Annotated in this window: 23 protein-coding genes and 1 pseudogene; all 24 read left to right on the forward strand. The window is 48.8% G+C overall.

The genetic code is table 11. The features are described from left to right. A pseudogene (locus FYJ53_RS21410) lies at window positions 1-158 on the forward strand (PBSX family phage terminase large subunit); the annotation flags it as partial. Window positions 159-169: 11 nt separating this feature from the next. Continuing rightward, a complete protein-coding gene (locus FYJ53_RS05990; RefSeq protein ID WP_154557167.1) occupies window positions 170-1,594 on the forward strand; it encodes a phage portal protein in 1,425 nt (474 codons plus the stop codon). Continuing rightward, window positions 1,575-2,756, forward strand: coding sequence for a minor capsid protein (locus FYJ53_RS05995; protein ID WP_154557168.1), 1,182 nt, complete (start codon window positions 1,575-1,577; stop codon window positions 2,754-2,756). The genes FYJ53_RS05990 and FYJ53_RS05995 overlap by 20 nt, the downstream gene beginning before the upstream one ends. A gap of 1 nt (window position 2,757) precedes the next feature. Next, window positions 2,758-2,928 carry a hypothetical protein gene (locus FYJ53_RS21120; protein ID WP_195840241.1) on the forward strand — a complete coding sequence of 57 codons (171 nt, stop codon included), beginning with the start codon at window positions 2,758-2,760 and terminating at the stop codon, window positions 2,926-2,928. A 198-nt stretch (window positions 2,929-3,126) separates the two neighbouring features. Continuing rightward, entirely contained in the window at window positions 3,127-3,729 is a 603-nt protein-coding gene (locus FYJ53_RS06000; protein WP_154557169.1) for a phage scaffolding protein, read from the forward strand. Between the two features lie 18 nt (window positions 3,730-3,747). Continuing rightward, window positions 3,748-4,764 carry a major capsid protein gene (locus FYJ53_RS06005; protein ID WP_154557170.1) on the forward strand — a complete coding sequence of 339 codons (1,017 nt, stop codon included), beginning with the start codon at window positions 3,748-3,750 and terminating at the stop codon, window positions 4,762-4,764. A 28-nt stretch (window positions 4,765-4,792) separates the two neighbouring features. Continuing rightward, a complete protein-coding gene (locus tag FYJ53_RS06010) occupies window positions 4,793-5,101 on the forward strand; it encodes a phage head-tail connector protein (RefSeq protein WP_154557171.1) in 309 nt (102 codons plus the stop codon). Between the two features lie 5 nt (window positions 5,102-5,106). Then, window positions 5,107-5,421: a phage head-tail adapter protein gene (locus FYJ53_RS06015; protein ID WP_154557172.1), complete on the forward strand. Its 315-nt coding sequence runs from the start codon at window positions 5,107-5,109 to the stop codon at window positions 5,419-5,421. Then, window positions 5,414-5,827 (forward strand): HK97 gp10 family phage protein, encoded by a 414-nt coding sequence (locus FYJ53_RS06020; protein WP_154557173.1) that lies wholly within the window; start codon window positions 5,414-5,416, stop codon window positions 5,825-5,827. The genes FYJ53_RS06015 and FYJ53_RS06020 overlap by 8 nt, the downstream gene beginning before the upstream one ends. Window positions 5,828-5,829: 2 nt before the next feature. Then, window positions 5,830-6,213, forward strand: a complete 384-nt coding sequence (locus FYJ53_RS06025; RefSeq protein ID WP_154557174.1) for a hypothetical protein — start codon at window positions 5,830-5,832, stop codon at window positions 6,211-6,213. Continuing rightward, window positions 6,200-6,781 carry a hypothetical protein gene (locus FYJ53_RS06030; protein ID WP_154557175.1) on the forward strand — a complete coding sequence of 194 codons (582 nt, stop codon included), beginning with the start codon at window positions 6,200-6,202 and terminating at the stop codon, window positions 6,779-6,781. The genes FYJ53_RS06025 and FYJ53_RS06030 overlap by 14 nt, the downstream gene beginning before the upstream one ends. Before the next feature lie 61 nt (window positions 6,782-6,842). After that, window positions 6,843-7,385 carry a hypothetical protein gene (locus FYJ53_RS06035; RefSeq protein ID WP_154557176.1) on the forward strand — a complete coding sequence of 181 codons (543 nt, stop codon included), beginning with the start codon at window positions 6,843-6,845 and terminating at the stop codon, window positions 7,383-7,385. Between the two features lie 66 nt (window positions 7,386-7,451). Beyond that, complete coding sequence (locus FYJ53_RS06040; RefSeq protein ID WP_154557177.1) at window positions 7,452-7,802, forward strand: hypothetical protein; 351 nt, start codon at window positions 7,452-7,454, stop codon at window positions 7,800-7,802. Window positions 7,803-8,064: 262 nt separating this feature from the next. After that, window positions 8,065-11,109, forward strand: a complete 3,045-nt coding sequence (locus FYJ53_RS06045) for a phage tail tape measure protein (protein WP_154557178.1) — start codon at window positions 8,065-8,067, stop codon at window positions 11,107-11,109. Between the two features lie 13 nt (window positions 11,110-11,122). Then, window positions 11,123-12,016: a phage tail domain-containing protein gene (locus tag FYJ53_RS06050; RefSeq protein WP_195840242.1), complete on the forward strand. Its 894-nt coding sequence runs from the start codon at window positions 11,123-11,125 to the stop codon at window positions 12,014-12,016. A gap of 18 nt (window positions 12,017-12,034) precedes the next feature. Continuing rightward, entirely contained in the window at window positions 12,035-12,667 is a 633-nt protein-coding gene (locus FYJ53_RS06055) for a hypothetical protein (RefSeq protein WP_154557180.1), read from the forward strand. Continuing rightward, a complete protein-coding gene (locus tag FYJ53_RS06060; RefSeq protein WP_154557181.1) occupies window positions 12,643-16,503 on the forward strand; it encodes a hypothetical protein in 3,861 nt (1,286 codons plus the stop codon). The genes FYJ53_RS06055 and FYJ53_RS06060 overlap by 25 nt, the downstream gene beginning before the upstream one ends. A 12-nt stretch (window positions 16,504-16,515) precedes the next feature. Then, window positions 16,516-16,764: a hypothetical protein gene (locus tag FYJ53_RS06065; protein WP_096920270.1), complete on the forward strand. Its 249-nt coding sequence runs from the start codon at window positions 16,516-16,518 to the stop codon at window positions 16,762-16,764. Between the two features lies 1 nt (window position 16,765). Next, window positions 16,766-17,026: a hypothetical protein gene (locus tag FYJ53_RS06070; RefSeq protein WP_154557182.1), complete on the forward strand. Its 261-nt coding sequence runs from the start codon at window positions 16,766-16,768 to the stop codon at window positions 17,024-17,026. Next, window positions 17,026-17,361 carry a hypothetical protein gene (locus FYJ53_RS06075; RefSeq protein WP_154557183.1) on the forward strand — a complete coding sequence of 112 codons (336 nt, stop codon included), beginning with the start codon at window positions 17,026-17,028 and terminating at the stop codon, window positions 17,359-17,361. The genes FYJ53_RS06070 and FYJ53_RS06075 overlap by 1 nt, the downstream gene beginning before the upstream one ends. 3 nt (window positions 17,362-17,364) lie before the next feature. Next, the gene (locus FYJ53_RS06080; RefSeq protein WP_154557184.1) at window positions 17,365-17,772 is read left to right on the forward strand and encodes a lipocalin family protein; all 408 of its coding nucleotides are present in this window, start codon (window positions 17,365-17,367) and stop codon (window positions 17,770-17,772) included. A gap of 58 nt (window positions 17,773-17,830) precedes the next feature. Then, on the forward strand, window positions 17,831-18,157 hold the full coding sequence (locus FYJ53_RS06085) for a hypothetical protein (RefSeq protein ID WP_154557185.1): 327 nt from the start codon (window positions 17,831-17,833) through the stop codon (window positions 18,155-18,157). Then, entirely contained in the window at window positions 18,147-18,431 is a 285-nt protein-coding gene (locus FYJ53_RS06090) for a phage holin (RefSeq protein ID WP_154557186.1), read from the forward strand. Before FYJ53_RS06085 ends, FYJ53_RS06090 begins: the two co-directional genes overlap by 11 nt. Continuing rightward, window positions 18,431-19,441 (forward strand): peptidoglycan-binding protein, encoded by a 1,011-nt coding sequence (locus FYJ53_RS06095; RefSeq protein ID WP_154557187.1) that lies wholly within the window; start codon window positions 18,431-18,433, stop codon window positions 19,439-19,441. The genes FYJ53_RS06090 and FYJ53_RS06095 overlap by 1 nt, the downstream gene beginning before the upstream one ends. Window positions 19,442-19,716: the final 275 nt, after the last annotated feature.

Here is a 19,716-nt window from a genome sequence, read left to right on the forward strand (position 1 = left end):
ACACCATCAAAGAATTCAGCTCCTACACATGGGACGAAAAAGCCGTTGACCGCGGAGAGGACAAACCCGTCAAGGAATACGACCACGCCATGGATGCGGTGCGGTATTTCTGTTACACAATTATCCGTAAGCGAGGGCTGCGGTTATCCGAAGAATGAGAGGTGAGCATATGGAATTAGAGATCGCAAAGAAGATTATTGAACAGCGGATACGGGGACACGATAGCTTTGTGAACAGAGCCAACAAGGCAGAGCGCTATTACAAAAAACAAAACGATATCCTGTCAGAAGCTAAAAAAGAACCCGATAAAGAAACCACCATACGGAACGCGGATAACCGGGTTCCCAGCAACTTTTATAAGCTTCTGGTTAACCAGAAGGCCGCCTATATGTTTTCACAGCCGCCGCTCTTTGATACCGGCGACGATGAGGGCAGCAAGAAAGTTCTGGACGTGCTGGGTGATTCCTACGCCAAAAACTGCAAGAGTCTCTGCGTCAAAGCCTCCCACGCCGGTATTGCCTGGCTGCATTACTGGATTGATCAAAAAGGCAGCTTTCAATACGGCGTCCTGGATTCCAGACAGGTTATTCCTGTCTGGACATCTGATCTGAACCGGGAACTCTCCGCAGTGCTGCGGATTTACAGTGAGGTAGACGAGAAAACCGGAGATGAATACATCCTTTATGAGTATTGGACAGACCAGGAGTGCCAGGCCTTCAGGCAGAAAGCCGACCTGTCCATTGAAGAAGGACTTCAAAGTTACTACCGGTTTCCAGTATGGGCAGGCGGCAGCCTCTCAGATTACAGTGATACCTTTAAGCACGATTTCGGTTCCGTTCCTTTTATCCCGTTTCTCAACAATGACGAAACAGAAAGTGACCTTACGGATATCAAAGAGCTGATCGACTCCTACGACAAAGTTTACAGCGGCTTTGTCAATGACCTCGAGGATATCCAGGAAATTATCTTAACCGTAACAAATTATGGCGGGGAAGCCGAAAGCCTGGGAGAACTCTGGAATGAGATCAAGCAGAAAAAGATTATCCAGTTAGAAAGCGAAGGCGCTGATGATCGCTCAGGCGTATCCACCCTTGCCATCGAGATTCCCGTGGAAGCCCGGGAAAAGCTTTTACAGATGACCCGGAAATCCATTTTCGAGCAAGGCCAGGGCATTGACCCCGATCCGCAGAACTTTGGGAACAGCTCCGGCGTTGCCCTCAGCTATCTGTACTCCCTTTTGGAACTGAAAGCTGGCATGGTGGAAACCGAGTTTCGCTTATCCTTTGCAAAGTTTGTCCGTGCCATCTGCCAGTTTCTGGGCATCCAGGCAGATACCATCACCCAGACCTGGACACGCACCAGCGTCAGCAATGACACCGAGCTGGCCGACATTGCCGCCCAGAGCAAGGATGTTATCAGCGATGAAACCATTGTAAAGAACCACCCATGGGTGGATAACCCCACCAAAGAATTAGAACGCCTGAAGATTCAGCGTTCTGAGCAGATGCCCGAGTTTGACAGCATCCCAAAAGCCGCTGAGGTAAACGGCGATGATCCATTGAACGGTGAAGACCATGGCCCGAAAGAACAGTGAATACTGGGAAAAGCGCATCGCCGATAAAGCCACCTGGCGGCTCTACAACACCCTGGAGGAAAAGAACCGGGCCCTCCTTGAAATGTATCAGGACGCGACCCGGGAGATCAACAGTGCTATCTATGAACTTGGGGAGAAACTCAGCAAGAATGGACAAATCAAACGGTCCGATCTTTATAAATACAATCATCTGAAGAATCTTCAGGCAAAAATGAACAGCATTTTGAAAACCCTGGGCGGCACAATTGAAGCATTCGCGTCAGGGAACATGGAGAACGCCTTCAAAGAGAATTACAGCGATATCCTCAAAAGCCTGGGAAAGAAAGGCTTTGACCTGCCAAACAAAAAGCTCATGGAAGAACTGCTCAAGAAGCCCTGGTTTGGCGGAAATTTTTCAGATCGCCTCTGGGGCAATACGGAGAAGCTGGCTCAGATACTCAACAGCGAGCTGCGCCAGGGCCTTCAGCAAGGCAAGACCACCACCGAGGTGGCGGCTAAAATCGCCGCGCTCATGCAAAGCAGCTTCAATTCCGCCCACCGCCTTGTCCGAACCGAAACCATGCACTACCTGAACCAATCCTCACTGGAAGCTTACAAAGCCGGAGGCGTGCAGTTTGTCCAGTTCTGGGCCGCAATGGATGAGCGGACCTGCCCGAGCTGCGGCGCCCTCCATGGGAAAATCTACGCCATTGATAAAGTGCCAGTGCTCCCGCTTCACGCGCATTGCCGGTGTACCTATCTGCCGGTGACGGATCCGCAGATGATTGAGAAGTATCTCAGGGAAGAGGTTGTAAAAAGCGCTAAAGGTGGTATAATTAATACATTACCAGATTTGGAGCATGCGGTAATGCCCGAGGCAAAATTTACGAAGTACGCGCTGGATCAGGCAAGACAGCCAGATAAAGCGAAAGCCTTAGAATTGGCGCTTGGATACACCCAAAAGAACCACCGGGAACTGATGGAAAATATACAGCGAAATCTGTCACATTTTCCCGCGGTGTATAAAGGGACAGACGGTTACGGAGACCGCTATGAAATTGAGATGATGCTTGTGGGCGCAAATGGCAGGGTAGCCCGCTTGATGACAGGATGGATCATCGATAAAGAAAAACGTGAAACCCGGTTGACAAGCGTCTACATCAATAAAAGAAAGAAGGGGTAGCATGGAACAAGAAGTTAAACTTTTTGGAGAGATACAGTTAAAAACAGGCGAACAGGCCTTTATCGTGGACATTTTAAAGCCCGGAAAGTCCTATATTGCAGATATTGAGGGGCCGGATGGAACCTACACGGATTTTGTCCATCCAGAGGATATTGCAGCAGTGATGAATTGAAACCACAAATCACGAGAAAGTGAGAGGTGGTTTTTTAGTACTCAAAATAAGCGGAGGCGATCCCGCATCTCGCTGGGGACGTGCGTCAACGTCTTATTTTTATGCCCGGTACGGCCTAAAACTGCCAGACTCCGCCGGAGAATAACGGCCAATCCCACACCGAGAGAGTCGGAATATAAAATCTATGGAGGATACAAAATGGAATGGTTAAAAAAACTGCTGGAAGCAGCTGAAACCAACGAAGATGGTACGTTAAAGATCGACAGCCTGATCGATGCCATTAAGGCAGAATTCCCCAGGCATGCGGTACCCAAGGAGGACTACAATGCCAAAGTGGAAGAGCTGAAGACCGCCAACAAGACCATCAAGGATATCGGTGATAAGAACAAAGGAAACGAGGATCTGCAGAAAGACCTTGAAACCTATCAGGCCGATGTCAAAAACCTGAAAAAGGAAAACGAAACCCTGAAAAAGACCTACGCGGTCAAAGAATCCCTGACAAAAGCCGGCTGCACCGATCCGGATTACCTGCTCTTTAAACAGGGCGGTATTGACAAGTTCACCTTTGATCCGGACGGCAAAGTCGTGGGCATGGAGGAACTGGTCAAACAATACCGGGAAGCCACGCCCCATGTTTTCAAGCCCGATCAGCGGACCGAATACAGCCCTCAAAACGGGGATTATAAGGGCAAGAACCCCTTTGCCAAAGAAACCTTTAACCTGACGGAGCAGGGGAAACTGCTCAGAGAAAACCCGGCAGAAGCCCGAGCACTCGCAGAGGCTGCCGGTACAAAAATTTAGAAGAAAGAGGTATAAAAAATGCCAGGAACAACTTTACAGGACGTTATTGTCCCTGAACTATTCACCCCCTATGTGGTAAACCAAACCATGGAATTGTCCGCCCTGTACCAGAGCGGCGTGATTACAAACGACAGCACCTTTGACGGCTTGGCCTCTCAGGCAGCCCCTTTGGTGCAGATGCCATTTTTCAACGATCTGACCGGAGAATCCGAGCAGGTCATTGAAGGCGCCGATCTGGCGGATAACAAGATCACTTCAAACAAGGACATGGCCGTTATTTTGAGACGAGCCATGATGTGGAGCGCCACTGACCTTTCCGCAGCCTTAGCGGGTTCAGACCCCATGGCCGCCATCGGATCGCTCGCGGCTGCCTTTTGGTCCAGAGATATGCAGAAAGAGCTGATCGCCCTTTTAAAAGGCATCTTTGGCACCATTCCTGCCACCACCGGCGAGGGAGCCACCCCGGCGGAAACACGTCTGGACTCCAACCTTCTGGATATCTCCGGCGGATCAGGCGCCGCGGCAAAATGGAGCGCCGGCGCCTTTATTGACGCCCAGCAGAAGCTTGGCGACGCAAAAGCACAGCTGAGCGCAGTAGCCATGCACTCTGCAACCGAAGCGGAACTTCGCAAGCAGAACCTGATTGATACCATCACCCCGGCGGATTCGCTGCCCTTTAACACCTATATGGGAAAACGCATTATCATTGATGATGGATGCCCTACCAGCGGTACCGGCGCCAACACGGTTTATTCGACCTTCCTCTTCGGAAACGGCGCCATTGCCCTGGGAAACGGAAGCCCTGTCGGGTCTGTGTCCACCGAGGTAGACCGCGCAAAACGCAAGGGTTCCGGGATTGACTACCTGATCAACCGCAAGACCTACATTCTGCACCCGAGAGGCGTCGCTTATCAAAAAGCCGTCCAGGAAAAAGCAGAAGGCCCATCCAGAACCGAGCTGGCCGATCCCAAAAACTGGAAACCCGTCTACGAACCCAAGCAGATCCGCATTGTTGAATTCCGGCACAAGCTTTAAGCCTGTGCCCCTCTCGAAGGAGGGCCTCATGGAAGAAAAGATTCTAAGCAGTATCCTGCTGCGGCCCGGCACCAAAGGTAGGGAAGACCTGCTCCGGGATATGATCGCCGACTGCATCGCAGAGCTGAAGGATCTGCTCAACTACAAGCCGGATGACGTGATTCCAGAATCCCTGTACGGCGTGGTCAAAGAGCTGGTGCTTACCCAGTTTAACCTTGACGGTGTTCAGGGCATTCAGAGCGAGTCCCAGAGCAGCGGCGGGTCCACCAGCTATACCAGCGACCTGCCGACAAAACTGAAAATGTGGATTTATAAATACCGAAAGCTCCGGAGGTGATCAAAGTGAGCGTTAACCGAGCAATGCACCCCGTGACGCTACAGAAAAAAGAAAAGACACGAACGGCTTCCGGAGCTGAAAAAAAGGTCTGGAAAACCATCGAAACCATCGATGCGGCCATCTGGAAAACCAACGAACTCCTGGTGACCGAAAGCCTCAAATACGGCGATTCCAGCCATACCGGATTAACCCACTGCAAAACCATAAAAAGCGGCTTATACCGGATTTTAGACGGCGATACCAGGTATCAGGTCATTGACGTCAACACTGAATCACGGCTTACAAATCTGCTTTTGAAGGCGGTGGATACCGATGTCTGAGTACACAGACTTTGAAGCGAGCGTTGACAACGCCACCCTGGAAATCATCCGGCGGCTGGGCGCCAACATGGAAAAAGCCTGCCTGGTGGTGGAACGGTCCGCCAAGCAGAAATGCCCTGTTGACCAGGGAACACTGCGGGCCGATATCCACCACACGGTGGAGACCAGCACCGAAGCGGTCACAGGGTCGGTTGGCAACAGCCTGGTGTATGCGCCTTATGTTCACGAAGGCACCGGGATCTATGCCAAAAACGGACGGGGCCGGAAAACGCCCTGGAAATTTAAGGCCGCTTCCGGAAAGTACAAGGGCTGGCACACGACCAAAGGCCAGAAGCCAAACCCCTATCTCGAGGACGCGAAACAGGAGAACCTGTCAAAAATCAGCCAAATCCTCGCAGGAGAATAAACATGGAAAATGATGTCATCGCCTATATCGGCGAACAGATCCCCGATTTAAAACAAAGCATCTACCCCGTCTACAGCACCAATGTTGAGAAGCCCAGTCTGGTTTACGGTTCAACCCCCATTTCATACGGCGCGGTGAATCAGACCCAGCTGAGCCTGCGGGTGCTGGCCCAGGACTTTGATGCCTGTAAACATTTATGTACCGTCCTTTGTGAGACACTCGACATGTCACAGGACACCGTGTACCGCCTGTACAAAAGCATCCGTTTCAGAGCTGTCCTGTCCGGCGGCAGTGAGCCCACCGCCTTTGACGCTTCTGGAACCGAGATGTTTGAGGCGGCACTTTATTTTATAATTAATTGGAGGAAACGAAATGTCACTGGATAATCAAGAAATTATATTAGGCGCTGGTGAAGTCTACATGTACGAATGCCCAGCGTTAACCGATGGCGAGCTGCCTGCCGACGCCGTCATTGAGACCGACGACCACAACGTTGGTCACTGCTCCGGCGGGTTCTCCATCGACTACAAACCTGAAAAGTACGATGTAAAGAACCAGTACGGCAAAACCGTCAAGAGTTTTATCACCAAAGAAGAAATCACGGCTAAAACCGGTATTCTGCGCTGGAAGTTATCAAATCTAGCACTGCTCAGCTCCGCCATCTTTGCGGAGGATAAGCAGAAAAAAGTCCGTACCCTGACCTTTGGCGGAGGCGGCAGTTTGAAAACCGTGCTGCTCCGCTTTGTGCACGTCAAAGAGAACGGCAAGAAGATCCGGTTCACCATGATCGGCCAGGGCGGCAACGGCTTTGCCATTGAGTTCACTGACAAGGAACTGACCGTGGACGCAGAGATCACGGCCATTGAATACCTGAAGAACTTCCTGGCTGTTTTCGAGGAAGAATTGACCGATGAAGAGGCATCGGCGATCCCAATGCCACCGAGTGGCAGTTAAGGCTTGTTATTTCCTTCTGAATGTTGTATGATAAATCTATAATTTTTAGGGGGAAAGAAAAATGAAAAGAATCATATTAATAGGACTAATTTTAGGAACAATGGTGGTGGTATTATTTGGATGCGGACAGCAAAAACAAGAAAACCTTAGTTCTGGTACACCAAGTGTTCCTACCGCAACACAAGACCAGATTCCTGAAATTAAAGAAAATGAAGCTTTTTTAACCCATACAGACCACGGTGATTATTATTTAACAATAGAAAAAGCAAGAGTTACTGATGATAGAAACAGTACGACAGACATTGTAGCTGAAAAAGTGGTGTATTTGGATTATATGTATGAAAATGTGAATTTTGTCGGAGAAAACAATCAGGATTTGAATATTCCACAGCAAGCATTTCAAGTAATGGATGATTCTGGAACAGTATTAAATACATATCCAGTTTTTGATAGAAATCGGATGATCAACGATGCCCCTATTGGTGCAAAATGCAACGCTAGTATAGCATACGCACTCCCACAGGATAGTAATAATCTCACAATTATTTTCAGAAGTTCAAATAATAGAAAATTCGGACAAATTGTATTGCCAATAACAGAATAAATATAATTAGTTTAAGCACTCTCTTTGCGAGGGTGCTTTTATAATACCCCAAAAAAGGAGATCGAAATGATTGATTTAAATGAATATTTAACCAAGACGGTTGAAGTGAAAATTGAAGACGCGGTTATTCATGTGAAACTGCCATCCTGCAATGTTATGGCGGAGATCGGTAAAATTGAAGATTCTAACAAAGAAGACAATACGGAACTGTATTATAAAAACCGTCAGAAAATAGCGCAGGTATTATTGAATTTCAATATGGAAAACCGAGCTTTTACGGATGACGAAATGGACGCCTTTCCTTCAAAGGCGATTAATACAATTATTGATACCGTCATGAAAGCGAGAATTGAGGTGGCGCTTGACCCAAACTCAAACTCCCAATCCCAGACGGAGACATCGGCGAAGCAGTCGTAAAGAAGTATTTCAAACAAGAGGATTGGGAGAAAAATTATATTCTTTCCACAACTGAAATTAAGCGCATTGCACACTATACCGGTCTCAATTTTATGCAGGTCCTGAATCTTCCATTCGGGGCTTATTTAATTTACCGGAAAGAATCCTGGATTGACGTGCTTAATAAAACAGAGGATGGCCGGGAACTTCTTAAAAATCTTTGGCGTCTCAGTCAGACAAAAGCGGATTTAACGGCTGTCCGGCAGAAAACGAGGTGATTTAAATGCCAGGATTGACAGGCGGTATCTCTCTTGCGCCTCTTAAGGTAGAGCTCAAAGCAGATATTACCGGTTTTAAGTCCGATATGGAAAAAGCCAGGGTAACGGGTGTTACTGAGGCCGAAAAAATTAGCAAATCCCTCGAAAATACGGCTAAAACAGGTGAACGCTTATCCAGTGTCGGCAGCAATCTGACGAAATACGTGTCACTCCCACTTGCTGGGGTTGCGACAGTGGCTGGAAAAATGGCCATGGACTTTGAAAAATCCATGGGGATGGTTTCCACACTGTTAGATGGCACAACAGAACAGGTCAAAGACCGTACAGCGGAGCTGTCTGAAAGTGTGTTGAATGTCTCCAAAGATACCGGCGTTGCCGCCAAAGACATATCCGGAGGGCTTTATGAGGTTATTTCAGCCTATGGAGATACAGCGGATAGCGCTAAAATTCTGGAGGTTGCGGCCAAAGGGGCCAAAGCCTCTGGAGCCAGCACGACCGATACCATCCGCCTATTATCTTCTGTAACAAAAGGCTACGGCAACACAAGCTACGAAGCCAACCAAAAAGTGGCAGATCTGGCGTTTTTGACCGCAAAGTTGGGACAGACCACCTTTCCAGAGCTTGCAGGCTCCATCGGTCAAGTTGTGCCGCTTTGTGAAAACCTGAAGGTCAGCCAAGAAGAACTGTTTGGTGTTATGGCTACCGCTACCGGGGTAACGGGTAACGCTTCAGAAGTAACGACCCAGTTAAAGGGTGTGCTGCAGTCGCTTATGTCTCCGACTAAGGATATGACAGAGCTGATGGAAGGCCTTGGTTATGCCAACGGCCAGGCAATGATGGAATCCCTGGGATTCCAGGGAGCGCTCAATACCATTGTAAAAGCAGCAGAAGATTCAGGGAAACCGCTACAGGCTTACATCGGAAGTATAGAAGGCCAGGTACTGGCTCTGGCACTTGCCGGAGCTCAATCCGAAAACCTGACAGAAAAAACCAAAGCGATGATGGAAGCCAACGGCGCAGCAACCGAGGCTTATGAAAAAAGCCAGGATAACATGGGCGCTAAGTTTGAGAAGGCCATGAATAAAATCATGGTTTCACTCATTGAACTTGGCGATGCGGCAGCACCCACCCTGGAAAAAATTGCAGATATGATCTCTGATGTGGCGGACTGGTTTGGAAGTCTGAGCGATGAGCAGCAGGAGAATATTTTAAAATGGGGCGGCCTTGCAGCAGCAGCCGGTCCGGTCTTGAAGCTGTTCGGCGATGGTATCCAAACGTTTACCAAGTTAAAGCCCCTTATTTCAGGACTGAGCAAAGGGCTCGAGACCCTCGGGGGTGCTGGAAAAGCGATCTCGAAGACCGTTCCTGAAGCCACAACAGTGGCAGCGGATCTCGGAAAAACAGTCGGCGGATTACCTGATCTGATTAAACCGGCAGCCAAAGAAGCTACGGAGTTAGCGACAGCTGGCGGTAGTATTGCCAAAGCCTTACCGGATGCTTCAAAAGTTATTGAAGGGGTCGAATACGCCATTGATGGGATACCAAAAGCCGCAGCACCGGCTGCAGAGTCTCTAACAACGGTTGCGGGTGCTGCTGGTGAGGCAGCAACAGCGGTCGGTGGTGGTTCTGGGTTAGCCGGGACACTCTCCAATGTTTTAGGCTCTTCTCTTGGAACAGCAGCCATTGGAGTGGGCGCATTTGCCGTTGCCGCAGCAGGGATTGGTGTAGGCGTTGCAGAAGCATACAAACAGATGAATGCCGATGTGACACCCGAGATTGATTTGTTTTCTGAAACCCTTAATAAAAGTACTGAACGCATAGCGGCCAGTTCTGGTATGGGCGCGGCCATCGCTAAAGACAATACCATTAAAATATCCGATTCAACCAAAGAAGCTCTCGGGGCATATATGGCGCTGGACGATGGGGTAACGCGAACACTTTATAATATTAAGCTAAACAGCGATACCTTGACCCAGGAAACAGCAGATGTTCTGTTTTCGAATTTTGACCAGATGGCTCAGACAATTATTTCCAAAGAGAACGAAAATTATAATCAAAGGACTGAAACCCTGAGTGCGTTCCTGAGTGGAAATGTATTTTTAGAACAGTCTACAGCTGAAAGCATTCGTCAAAAGATGGATGAAGCGCATACCAAAGAAATTGCTTCAACAGAGCAACTTCAACAGCGTGTGAACGAGATTCGTGAACACATGAAGGAAAACAATGGACAGATAACAGAAGCAGAGCGTGTTGAGCTTGAGACAATCCAGAATCAAATGCGGGATACAGCGATCGGCACACTGTCACAAACAGAAGAGGAAGCCGCTGTTATCCGCGCTCGGATGAAAGATTACCAAGGGCGTATGAGTGCAGAAATGGCTTCAGAATTAATCAAAAACGCGAATAGCGCCCGAGATTCTGAAATCAAAGCGGCTGAAGAAAAGCGAGATGGTATCATTCGAGAGGCCGCCCGCCTTAAGGAAGCTGAAATCATTACCCAAGAGGAGTATGACCAGATGGTAGCAGCGGCCAATCAATCCTGTGAGGATCAGAAAAGTGCTGCCAACCGAACTTGCCAAGAAGTGAAGGATGAGATCGTCGCTGGAACTCCAGACATTGTCAGCAGTGTTGACACCCAAACAGGTGAAATGCTGAGTGTGTGGGATCAGTTTAAACGAAACGTGACAAGCCTTTTTGATGAGATTGTTAATTGGTGGAACGGGCTCTGGTTTGAACCCAAAACTGCGCAAGTTTTCACCGAATATACTGATGGTGGAGGCGTCTCTGGTGGAGGCGGCGGCGGAGGTGGCGGCGGCAGTTGGTCTTATAATGGGCTAAGTTATGTTCCATATGATGGATTTAAAATAACTGCTCATAAAGGAGAAGGCCTTTTAACTGCTGAAGAAAACAAAGCGCGTATTCAAGCTACCGATCCATTTTCAGGAGCGGCAATAAACCAAAACTTTTACTTCTATGGCGACAATAACAGCCCATCCGAAATTGGACGGGCAGCTGAAAAAGCCATGCGGGATATCCCGACAACACCTTAAGATCGGAGGAAAAATGAAATACGAAAGCATTGAACTCACCAATGAAAATAACGGACACCATGTGCTGTTTGAAAGCTTTGTCCGGGACACCGGTTTTCTCCTCCAGGACTTTGACCCGGGGGTGGCACCAGCAAGCTTTAAAACGGCGAAAGGTTACGGACAGGACGGGGTGACGAAATACTCGGCCCCCCTGGATATTCGCAATCCCCGTTTTACGGCCTCCATTATCGGGAATGGCCTGGCAGAGATTGAGATTCTGAAACAAGAACTTGACTTTGTCATGAACCCCAAGGATACGCTGACCCTTAAAATCAACTACGAAACCCACGGTACGCACCCGGAATCCAAGATCATTCACGGTTCACCGGATCAATCCGTGGACTACTCCACCAACTATAAAACCTCCAATGACTTCCTGCAGGAGTTTAAGGGAGGACTGGAATGCTTTGATCCTTACTATACCGATCCGGTCGATAACCGGATTGCACTGACCAGCTGGGAGGGCGGCTTAAGTTTTCCATTTACGATGCCTTTCACCCTGGCACACAGAGGCGCGCCGACGGTTCAGGTTTTTAATCAGGGGCACGTTCCAGCGCCGGTTTTAATTGTCTTTAAAGGGCCTGCGGTTTATCCCAAGGTAGAGAATCTGACCACCGGCCAGTATGTGGCTGTCCAAAAACCCTTGTTGGAGGATGAAACCTTATATATCAATACCGCCTATGGGCAGAAATCCATTGAGATCGAAAAGAATGGTGTTCGCAGCAACGGATACAACTACATTGATCTGAACAGCTATCTGGCCCTGACTCTGGCGGTCGGGGACAACGTGCTGAAGTACAGCAGCGGACGCCAGGACTTAACCAACGCCGTCGAGGTTCGCTTCAGACGGCGATTTTTAGGCATTTAGCCGGAAGGAGGAAGATAAATGGCAGAAAGAAGCGGCTTTTTTAATGAAAAAGAGTATACACAGGATGACCTGATGGCTTATTACAAGAACAGCTTTATGTCCGGCATCCGGGTCGAGGAAGACGGCACCATGAGCTATAAAGTAACCGCGGGCAGCGGCAATGTCTCGGTTGCGCCGGGATACGCGAACGTCTGCGGTATTTTTAATGAATTGACAACCCCAAAGACTTTGACAGTACCTAAGCCAACCAACTACATGCGCATTGACCGCGTTGTGGTCCGCCTGGACTACAGCGCCATGAACTGCCTGGTTGAGCTTAAGCAAGGAAACGAGGCCAGCAGTCCGCAGCCACCGGCATTGCAGCGGGACGGCGTACGCTATGAACTATCCCTGGCACAGTTGAAAGTTGGATTGACCGGAGCCATTACGGTCGTAGATGAACGGCCTTATAAAGCCCTTTGCGGCGGTATGGGGCCGAGAAATCCCACGGAGATGAACACCTGGTTTCAAAACTTCCAGGAGGTCGTGGAAAAATGGTTCCGAACCCAGCAGGGAACCGGATGGCGGCAGATTTTTGAGATTAACGAAGGCGAAAGCTTTCCGGACGAAGCGGAGGCTGGTGCATTGTGCAGAGTCTACAAAACCAAGTGAATCCCGAGATCAGCATTCGGTTCTTTAATAAGGATCTGGAATTCATCGGAGAGATTGACAACTTTAAATCAACCGTCTACGTGAGACGCTGGGAAACCTTCGGTACTTTTGAAATTCATCTCGAAGAAGACCGGCCAGAACTGTTTGTCGAAGGCTATTATATTATGTTGAACAATGACGCCTATCGCTCTGGGATCATCCAGTATTACAAAAATGACAGTGACGGCTATGAACCGAAGAGTCAGAAAGATATTGTCATCAAGGGGTATTCCCTTCTTTATCTGCTCTATTGGCGAATCACAGTGCCCCCGGCAACGAATAACGGTTATCGGATATGGAATAATAAACCCATTGAGGACATCATGTACGATCTGGTCAATGAGAATGCGGTTAATCCGTCTGATAGCAAGCGGAAAATACCACAGCTTACCATGGGCACCAGCCAGCACCGCGGCGGAAAGCTGACTTTTCAAACACGGCTTAAATACCTCACCGATGATCTTTATACCCTGTCCAGGCAGTCCGGTCTCGGTGTATCCATCAAACTGGACGCTGTGAGTAAACGCTTTGTCTTTGAAGTGCTGGAAGGGCGAGACTGTACCTACGGTATTGAAAACCCCCGCAGCTACATTTTTTCAAAGGCGAACAATAAAGTCAATAAGCGGACCTACACCTATTCCACCATGGGAGCTAAAAATATGGCTTATATCGGCGGACAGGGTGATGGCGACGACCGTGAGATCGTAACCCTTCACGATGAATTGGCCGGACTTGAGCGCAAAGAAATGTTCGTTGACGCCAGAGATATCCCGGAGGGGCAGACCGATAATCTTCTGGATCGGGGCAATACAAAGCTTGAGGCCACGAAAGAGGTCGTGAGCTATGAATTTGACGCAAGTACCGAGGATTACGGAACGCTCTGGGATCTTGGGGATACCGCGACCTTTGTGGATGAAAGCGGCTTTATTGAGGATAATCGGATCACCGAAGTGCGCGAGGCTTATGAGAGCAGCGTTCTGCGCATTGATCCGGTTTTTGGACACACCGAACAGACCATTGTCGACAATCTGCACACCAACAGCGTTGAAATGACCAACGAGCGTGTGGGAATTTCCGCAAGCTTTAAATACTTGTACGCAGAAAATGCCACCATCAAAAACGCTATTATCGAAAAGGCGGATATCAAAGACCTAACAGCGGTCACCGCCACGGTTGAAACCCTGCGAGCCCAAACTGCAGAAATCCAGGTACTGGTGGCAGATAAAGCCAGTATTGGGGATCTGAATGCCGCGACGGCCCGGATTACAGAGCTGGAGACCGACACGGCCGATATCCGCAAGCTTATTGCGGATGTAGCCCATATCGGCGACTTGACCGTCATCACGGCGGATATTACAAGCCTTAAAGCTGATGTCGCGGACATTGATACGGCCATGATCGGCAAAGCCGACATTGACCTTGCCAACATTAAGAATGGCTGTATTACCACGGCGATGATCGGCACCGGTGTCATCGGCACCACGCAGATCGCAGATGGCAGTATTACCGATGCGAAGATTGTGGGTTTAACAGCGAATAAGATCACCGCTGGGCGGCTTGACGCTGCCCTGATTGAAGTAGTGAACCTGAACGCGGCGAATATTACGGTCGGCACCATTAACGGGGTGCAGATCGCACCTGGGGCCATCACAGGAGACAAACTGGCGCAGCAGGTCAATGACCAGATCACGGGCGCTGCTAACGCCGCGCAGCAAGCACAGACCACCGCTGATGGTAAAAACAAAATTTATTACCAGAATACCCAGCCCGGACTTACGGGCAACAAGAAAGGCGATACTTGGTTTGACACTGCCAACGGCTATAAGGCATATGTCTGGGACGGGACAAAATGGTCTGCCAGTCCTTTTGGTTCAAGCGCCTTGTCAGATGCAGTAAACAGCAGTATCACAACAGCAGGCAGCAACGCCAGTACCGCCTTAGCCAATGCGGCGGCAGCTAAAACCGCAGCCGATCAGGCAGCGAAGGATGCGCAGACAGCACAGAGTAACGCCAGTGCGGCAAAGACAGCGGCAGACCAGGCCGCAAAAGACCTGGAAGCCGCTGAAAAAAATCTGGCAGCAGTTACGGGCAGAGTGGATGCCACAGAGGAAGAAATCGCCGCCGCCCAAGCCGCCGTTACGACCGCCCAGAACAAAGCCAACGCAGCGGCTCAGGCAGCAGCTACGGCACAGAGCACCGCCGATACCGCGAAACAGAATGCGGCGACCGCCCAGACGAAAGCCGACAGCGCCTACTCCCTTGCGGATCAGGCAAAAAAGGCAGCGGCCACGGCGCAGACCAGCGCGGACGGCAAGAACACGGTCTTTTACCAGACTGCTCAGCCGCCGACAACCGGTCGGAAAACCGGGGACACCTGGTTTAACACCGATGATGGAAACAGGATTTACCGTTGGGATGGTAGTAAGTGGACAGCAGCCCAATTTGGTACAAACGCTATTGCGAATGCGGCCATCACCAATGCGCTGATCGCGAACTTAGACGCAGGGAAAATCACAACAGGCACCTTGGCAGCGGCAAGAATCGGCGCAGAAAGCATAACAGCCGAAAAACTGGCGGCAGGATCGGTCATCGCTGGTAAGCTCGCCGCTAATGCGGTAACGGCCAGTACCATTGTGGCCGGTGCAGTCACCCTCGATAAACTCGCGGCCAATTCTGTTAATGCCAGTAAAATTGTGGCAGGCAGTATTACAGCGGCCCAGCTGGCGGCTAATACCATCACAGGGGATAAGATCGCAGCAGGAACCATCGCTGCAGGAAACCTGGCAGCCAACAGCGTCACCTCAGACAAAATTGTGGCGGGTGCAGTCACTGCTGGGAAAATCGCGGCAAAATCCATTACGGCAAACGAGATTGCTGCAGGGACCATCACCGCAGCCCAGATCGCGGCCAACGCCATCACAGCGACGCAGCTGGCAGCTGGTGCAGTCACCGCAGCCAAGATAGCAGCCGGGCAGATCACCGCGGACAAAATTGCCGCAAGCGCTATTACGGCAGATAAGTTCTACGGGACTGCGATCACCAGTAAAAACTACGTTGCCAACAGTGCTGGAACCAAGATAGATCTTTCTAACGGCACCATTGACACCAAAAATTTCAAGGTCTCCAGCGCCGGGGATGTCTCCATGACTGGAAACCTTTCGATGCAAGGAACGCAGACGGTCACGATTAAAAATGCGAGTGCCGCCGAGATTGGACGCATTCAGTTTAAGGCAAAAGGGTGGGTATCACATCAGGCCTATGATGGAACCTTTGTCGGTGGAACTCAACAGCTTTTATTAAGTACAGGTTATTTAGGGGCAACTACTTGCTCAACGACAATGGATGTGGGGTTATACCCGTTTCTACAGGCAGTGCGTTCTGGAAACACAAAATCGTTATCGTTAATGGCACCAGGAAGTACCGCAGCAGTTGCTGGTATTACGATGAATACAGGACAAAGCCCATATGTGCAAGCATTTGGCTGTACAAAAATTGTGGATTTTACCGTTGCCACTGGATTTTCAAAACCATCCGGTGAGCTGAACAACATTGTTTATAACAGCATGGGTAAATTTTGCCTGTTAAGTTTCTCGCTTACCGGCAATGTTGCGGCGGGAACGCATACTAAAGTTCTTACCGTTCCAGCGGGCTATCGACCACCAGGACTAATTTTTTCAGCGGGTGTCGGTGGTGTCTACGGATGGTTCCAAATCAAGCTGCAGGCCGATGGTGGCTTATACGTGTGGCATCCAAGCGGAATGGCCTCATTCAGAGGGACGATTTTATATTATTTATAACAGGAGGAGCAAATGGCAAGAGGCATTAAAGATATTCGCTATGAAATCACCGATTTTTCCCTTTCAGAAAGAGGTGATCCCATGTGCAAGTTTTACGCGATTTTGCATAAAAACACACCAAAAGAAATGGAAATTGGAAGAAATATTATGGACACAGAACTTTATAAAGAAAACAGAGAAACGGCGATTAATGACCAGGCAAGCTTCGAGAACGAAGTCTTTGCTTTTCAGGATCAATTATTAAACCAGGAGGAAAATTAAAATGTTAGAAGGAAGAACTAAAACCATCAATATCAATGAATATTCAAAAGCCGGGGACGACCGTATCTGCCAGTTTTATGCCAATATTAACAGCGACGCTCCAGAAACAATGGATATGGGGCGTTCTATTTTAAACCAGGAGCTTTACAAAATCAATCGGGTGCAGGCCATGAAAGACCAGGCGGATTTTGAAACATATGTGTACGGCATCCAAGATGAAATGATCGCAGAGAAAAACAATAGCCAGGAGGTTACAGAATAATGAATACTGTAAAAATGACCAACCAGGAAATCATCAACCATATCAACCAGATCGGTGAGATTATTTCTGTGCGTTTACCCGCAAAGGCTTCTTACGCTTTAAATAAAAACAGAAAGACCTTTATTAAAGAATATGATTGCTATTTTGAGGAATTCACTAAGCTTCAGGAAGAATACCCAGAGGGCGGCGATGTCTATCAAAAGGAGCTTATTGATCTATTGAGTATTGAAAATGAGGTGCCCATCCACGCTGTCCCAGAAGCCATTTTGGAAACTGCCACCCATGACTTGAGCCTGGAAGTCTTTCAGGCCCTTGAGTTCATGCTGGAGGAATAAAAGATGCCAGTTAAACAGTACACCGAATATGAAAAAGAGACAAATGGAGACTGGACAGAGCAGAATCCGAAAACCAACGCCTCAATGGTAGCAGGTCTGGAACTGGAATCTTTCAGTGTCACAAAAGCAGTTTCATCGGATACTTTGGTCTATGACGCTTTTATGATTAAACCTCTGGGCGTTTGTGTCATTAATTTTGATCTTCGTGCGATCAATGCAAAGCCTGCCCAGGAGCATAACCATTACTTTACTGTCCCTGAAAAGTACCGACCAAGCCTTCAAGTTTTCAACGCTGGCGTTGGGGGGATATACGGCTGGATTCAGCTTCGTATCGACCCGGATGGCAAGGTCTATGGCTGGGGAAGGGAAGGCGCCACCACGCCGCGTGGTACCTTAATTTACAGAGTTTAACAGTGGGGCCGGGAGGCCCTTTTATAATGCAGAAAAATAAAGGAGGTCCTCATATTGGATGGATTATTTTAGATTGCTTGTCGAAATTGTCGGCGGGCTTACTGCAATCTGGATATTTACAAAGCCGATCCGTAAAATGGTCAGGGAGCAGACGAAACGCATCGAGCTCATGGAGGAGGGAATACAAAGCATTCTGCATGACCGAATCTATCAGGCCTGCCATTTTTTTATATCCAGAGGATGGGTGTGTATATCAGATTTAAAGAATTTGGAACATCTTTACGAACCCTATCGGCAGATGGGCGGCAATGGAACCGCTAAAGAACTGTATGAACGTGTGTTAGATTTAGAAATTAGAGAGGATGTAATAAAAAATGAACATTAACTGGAAAATACGATTAAAGAGTTTACCGTTTTGGGCCGGCATGTTGTCGGCCTTGGTTGTTTTTGGGCAAAGTATTGTGCCGTTATTTGGACTAACTATTGACTTTGGCCCGATTCAGGACGCTGTGAACGCGATCTTAATGCTTCTGGCCGCCTGGGGTGTGTTGGTTGATCCGACAACGCCAAAGACGGCGGATAGCGGGATTACAATGGCGAAAACAAGTATTCAGGAAACGGCTCAGGACGTTTTGAAAAATAACGGAGGTAAAGAGTAATGGCAAGTATTTTTTTAGCAATTGGGCATGGTATTTCCAGTAATGGCAACTGGGATTCTGGCTGTGTCGACGGCAATTATACAGAAGCAGGCTTAATGCAGCCAATCGTCGGCGCTGCCATCGAGGTTTTGAGAAAATACGGCGCCGATGTGCATACCGACTATCCGGAAAATGATATGAATATTTCCGCATGCGTAGAATACGCAAACAACCACGGTTTGGATTTATACGTTTCGTTGCACTGCGACTGGAATCAGGCACCGTCTGGAACTTATCCAATTGTGCATCCGAACAGCAACAGCGGCTATCAGCTAGCACAGTGTATTAATGCTTCTGTGATGCTGCGTATGGGGATTGGCACCCGCGGCATTTTAAAGCGTGACGACTGGGAAGTGACCGACACCAATATGACCGCCTGTATTTTTGAAACCGGTTCGATTCGAGCGGATATCAACATGCTGTTAAACGCGAGTGCTTACGGACAGGCAGTGGCTTACGGGATTCTGGATTATCTCGGTATCGCTTATGACGGAAACGCTCCGGCGCCAAGTCCAGAACCAACGCCGACGCCAGACCCACAGCCAAGCAATGATAACCCGTATGGCTTTACGTCCATCTTCAGCGGCAGTTATTACCTTTCTTACGGCGATGGCCCAGACGAAAATATCCGCCAGTTCCAGAGAGACTGCAATTTCTGCGGCTACCAAGGTGAGAACGGTCCGCTAACCGAAGATGCACTCTACGGATCCGAAAGCCAATACGCTTGTGAATGCATCCAGCGGTTCCATGGCTTAACCGTTGACGGTGAGTATGGGATCAAAACGGATATCGCGCTCATGACCGAGATTGCACGAATTCAGGAAGCGCTAAAACGTTACGGTTATGACATTGCCATTGATGGCGGTGCGGGACCGGTCACCATTGCTGCGCTGAAAGATTTCCAGGCAAAAAATGGACTGGAAGTGGACGGCATCTGTGGCGATCTGACAAGAGCTGCTTTAGGGATTTAATTCTCGTGCAAATCTCGCGATAAAATGGCTTTAAATAGCCGATTCTTTTAATTTTCTCGTGCAAATCTCATGTATTCAGGCCGTCCTTCGGGGCGGCTGTTTTTTTTATTGAATCCACGAGAACAACATGATATAATTTAGTTAGCACGGATGGATCTAAGCCTCCTTGCTCTATATGTACACTCCCCTGGTCTAAGGATCCTTTGATCGGGGGATAGATAATTTAAAGAGTTGGAGATATCCAACGTTTGTTGGATGAAAAATCGCCTTTAACG

This window comes from Eubacterium sp. BL-380-WT-2B (genome assembly GCF_009696115.1).
Taxonomy (GTDB): domain Bacteria; phylum Bacillota; class Clostridia; order Eubacteriales; family Eubacteriaceae; genus Eubacterium; species Eubacterium callanderi.

What these genes read in the sequence shown, in the direction of transcription:
- FYJ53_RS05990 (WP_154557167.1), top strand. Translation starts at nt 170, where the DNA reads ATGGAATTAGAGATCGCAAAGAAGATTATTGAACAGCGGATACGGGGA.
- FYJ53_RS05995 (WP_154557168.1), top strand. Translation starts at nt 1,575, where the DNA reads ATGGCCCGAAAGAACAGTGAATACTGGGAAAAGCGCATCGCCGATAAA.
- FYJ53_RS21120 (WP_195840241.1), top strand. Translation starts at nt 2,758, where the DNA reads ATGGAACAAGAAGTTAAACTTTTTGGAGAGATACAGTTAAAAACAGGC.
- FYJ53_RS06000 (WP_154557169.1), top strand. Translation starts at nt 3,127, where the DNA reads ATGGAATGGTTAAAAAAACTGCTGGAAGCAGCTGAAACCAACGAAGAT.
- FYJ53_RS06005 (WP_154557170.1), top strand. Translation starts at nt 3,748, where the DNA reads ATGCCAGGAACAACTTTACAGGACGTTATTGTCCCTGAACTATTCACC.
- FYJ53_RS06010 (WP_154557171.1), top strand. Translation starts at nt 4,793, where the DNA reads ATGGAAGAAAAGATTCTAAGCAGTATCCTGCTGCGGCCCGGCACCAAA.
- FYJ53_RS06020 (WP_154557173.1), top strand. Translation starts at nt 5,414, where the DNA reads ATGTCTGAGTACACAGACTTTGAAGCGAGCGTTGACAACGCCACCCTG.
- FYJ53_RS06025 (WP_154557174.1), top strand. Translation starts at nt 5,830, where the DNA reads ATGGAAAATGATGTCATCGCCTATATCGGCGAACAGATCCCCGATTTA.
- FYJ53_RS06030 (WP_154557175.1), top strand. Translation starts at nt 6,200, where the DNA reads ATGTCACTGGATAATCAAGAAATTATATTAGGCGCTGGTGAAGTCTAC.
- FYJ53_RS06035 (WP_154557176.1), top strand. Translation starts at nt 6,843, where the DNA reads ATGAAAAGAATCATATTAATAGGACTAATTTTAGGAACAATGGTGGTG.
- FYJ53_RS06040 (WP_154557177.1), top strand. Translation starts at nt 7,452, where the DNA reads ATGATTGATTTAAATGAATATTTAACCAAGACGGTTGAAGTGAAAATT.
- FYJ53_RS06045 (WP_154557178.1), top strand. Translation starts at nt 8,065, where the DNA reads ATGCCAGGATTGACAGGCGGTATCTCTCTTGCGCCTCTTAAGGTAGAG.
- FYJ53_RS06050 (WP_195840242.1), top strand. Translation starts at nt 11,123, where the DNA reads ATGAAATACGAAAGCATTGAACTCACCAATGAAAATAACGGACACCAT.
- FYJ53_RS06055 (WP_154557180.1), top strand. Translation starts at nt 12,035, where the DNA reads ATGGCAGAAAGAAGCGGCTTTTTTAATGAAAAAGAGTATACACAGGAT.
- FYJ53_RS06065 (WP_096920270.1), top strand. Translation starts at nt 16,516, where the DNA reads ATGGCAAGAGGCATTAAAGATATTCGCTATGAAATCACCGATTTTTCC.
- FYJ53_RS06070 (WP_154557182.1), top strand. Translation starts at nt 16,766, where the DNA reads ATGTTAGAAGGAAGAACTAAAACCATCAATATCAATGAATATTCAAAA.
- FYJ53_RS06075 (WP_154557183.1), top strand. Translation starts at nt 17,026, where the DNA reads ATGAATACTGTAAAAATGACCAACCAGGAAATCATCAACCATATCAAC.
- FYJ53_RS06080 (WP_154557184.1), top strand. Translation starts at nt 17,365, where the DNA reads ATGCCAGTTAAACAGTACACCGAATATGAAAAAGAGACAAATGGAGAC.
- FYJ53_RS06085 (WP_154557185.1), top strand. Translation starts at nt 17,831, where the DNA reads ATGGATTATTTTAGATTGCTTGTCGAAATTGTCGGCGGGCTTACTGCA.
- FYJ53_RS06090 (WP_154557186.1), top strand. Translation starts at nt 18,147, where the DNA reads ATGAACATTAACTGGAAAATACGATTAAAGAGTTTACCGTTTTGGGCC.
- FYJ53_RS06095 (WP_154557187.1), top strand. Translation starts at nt 18,431, where the DNA reads ATGGCAAGTATTTTTTTAGCAATTGGGCATGGTATTTCCAGTAATGGC.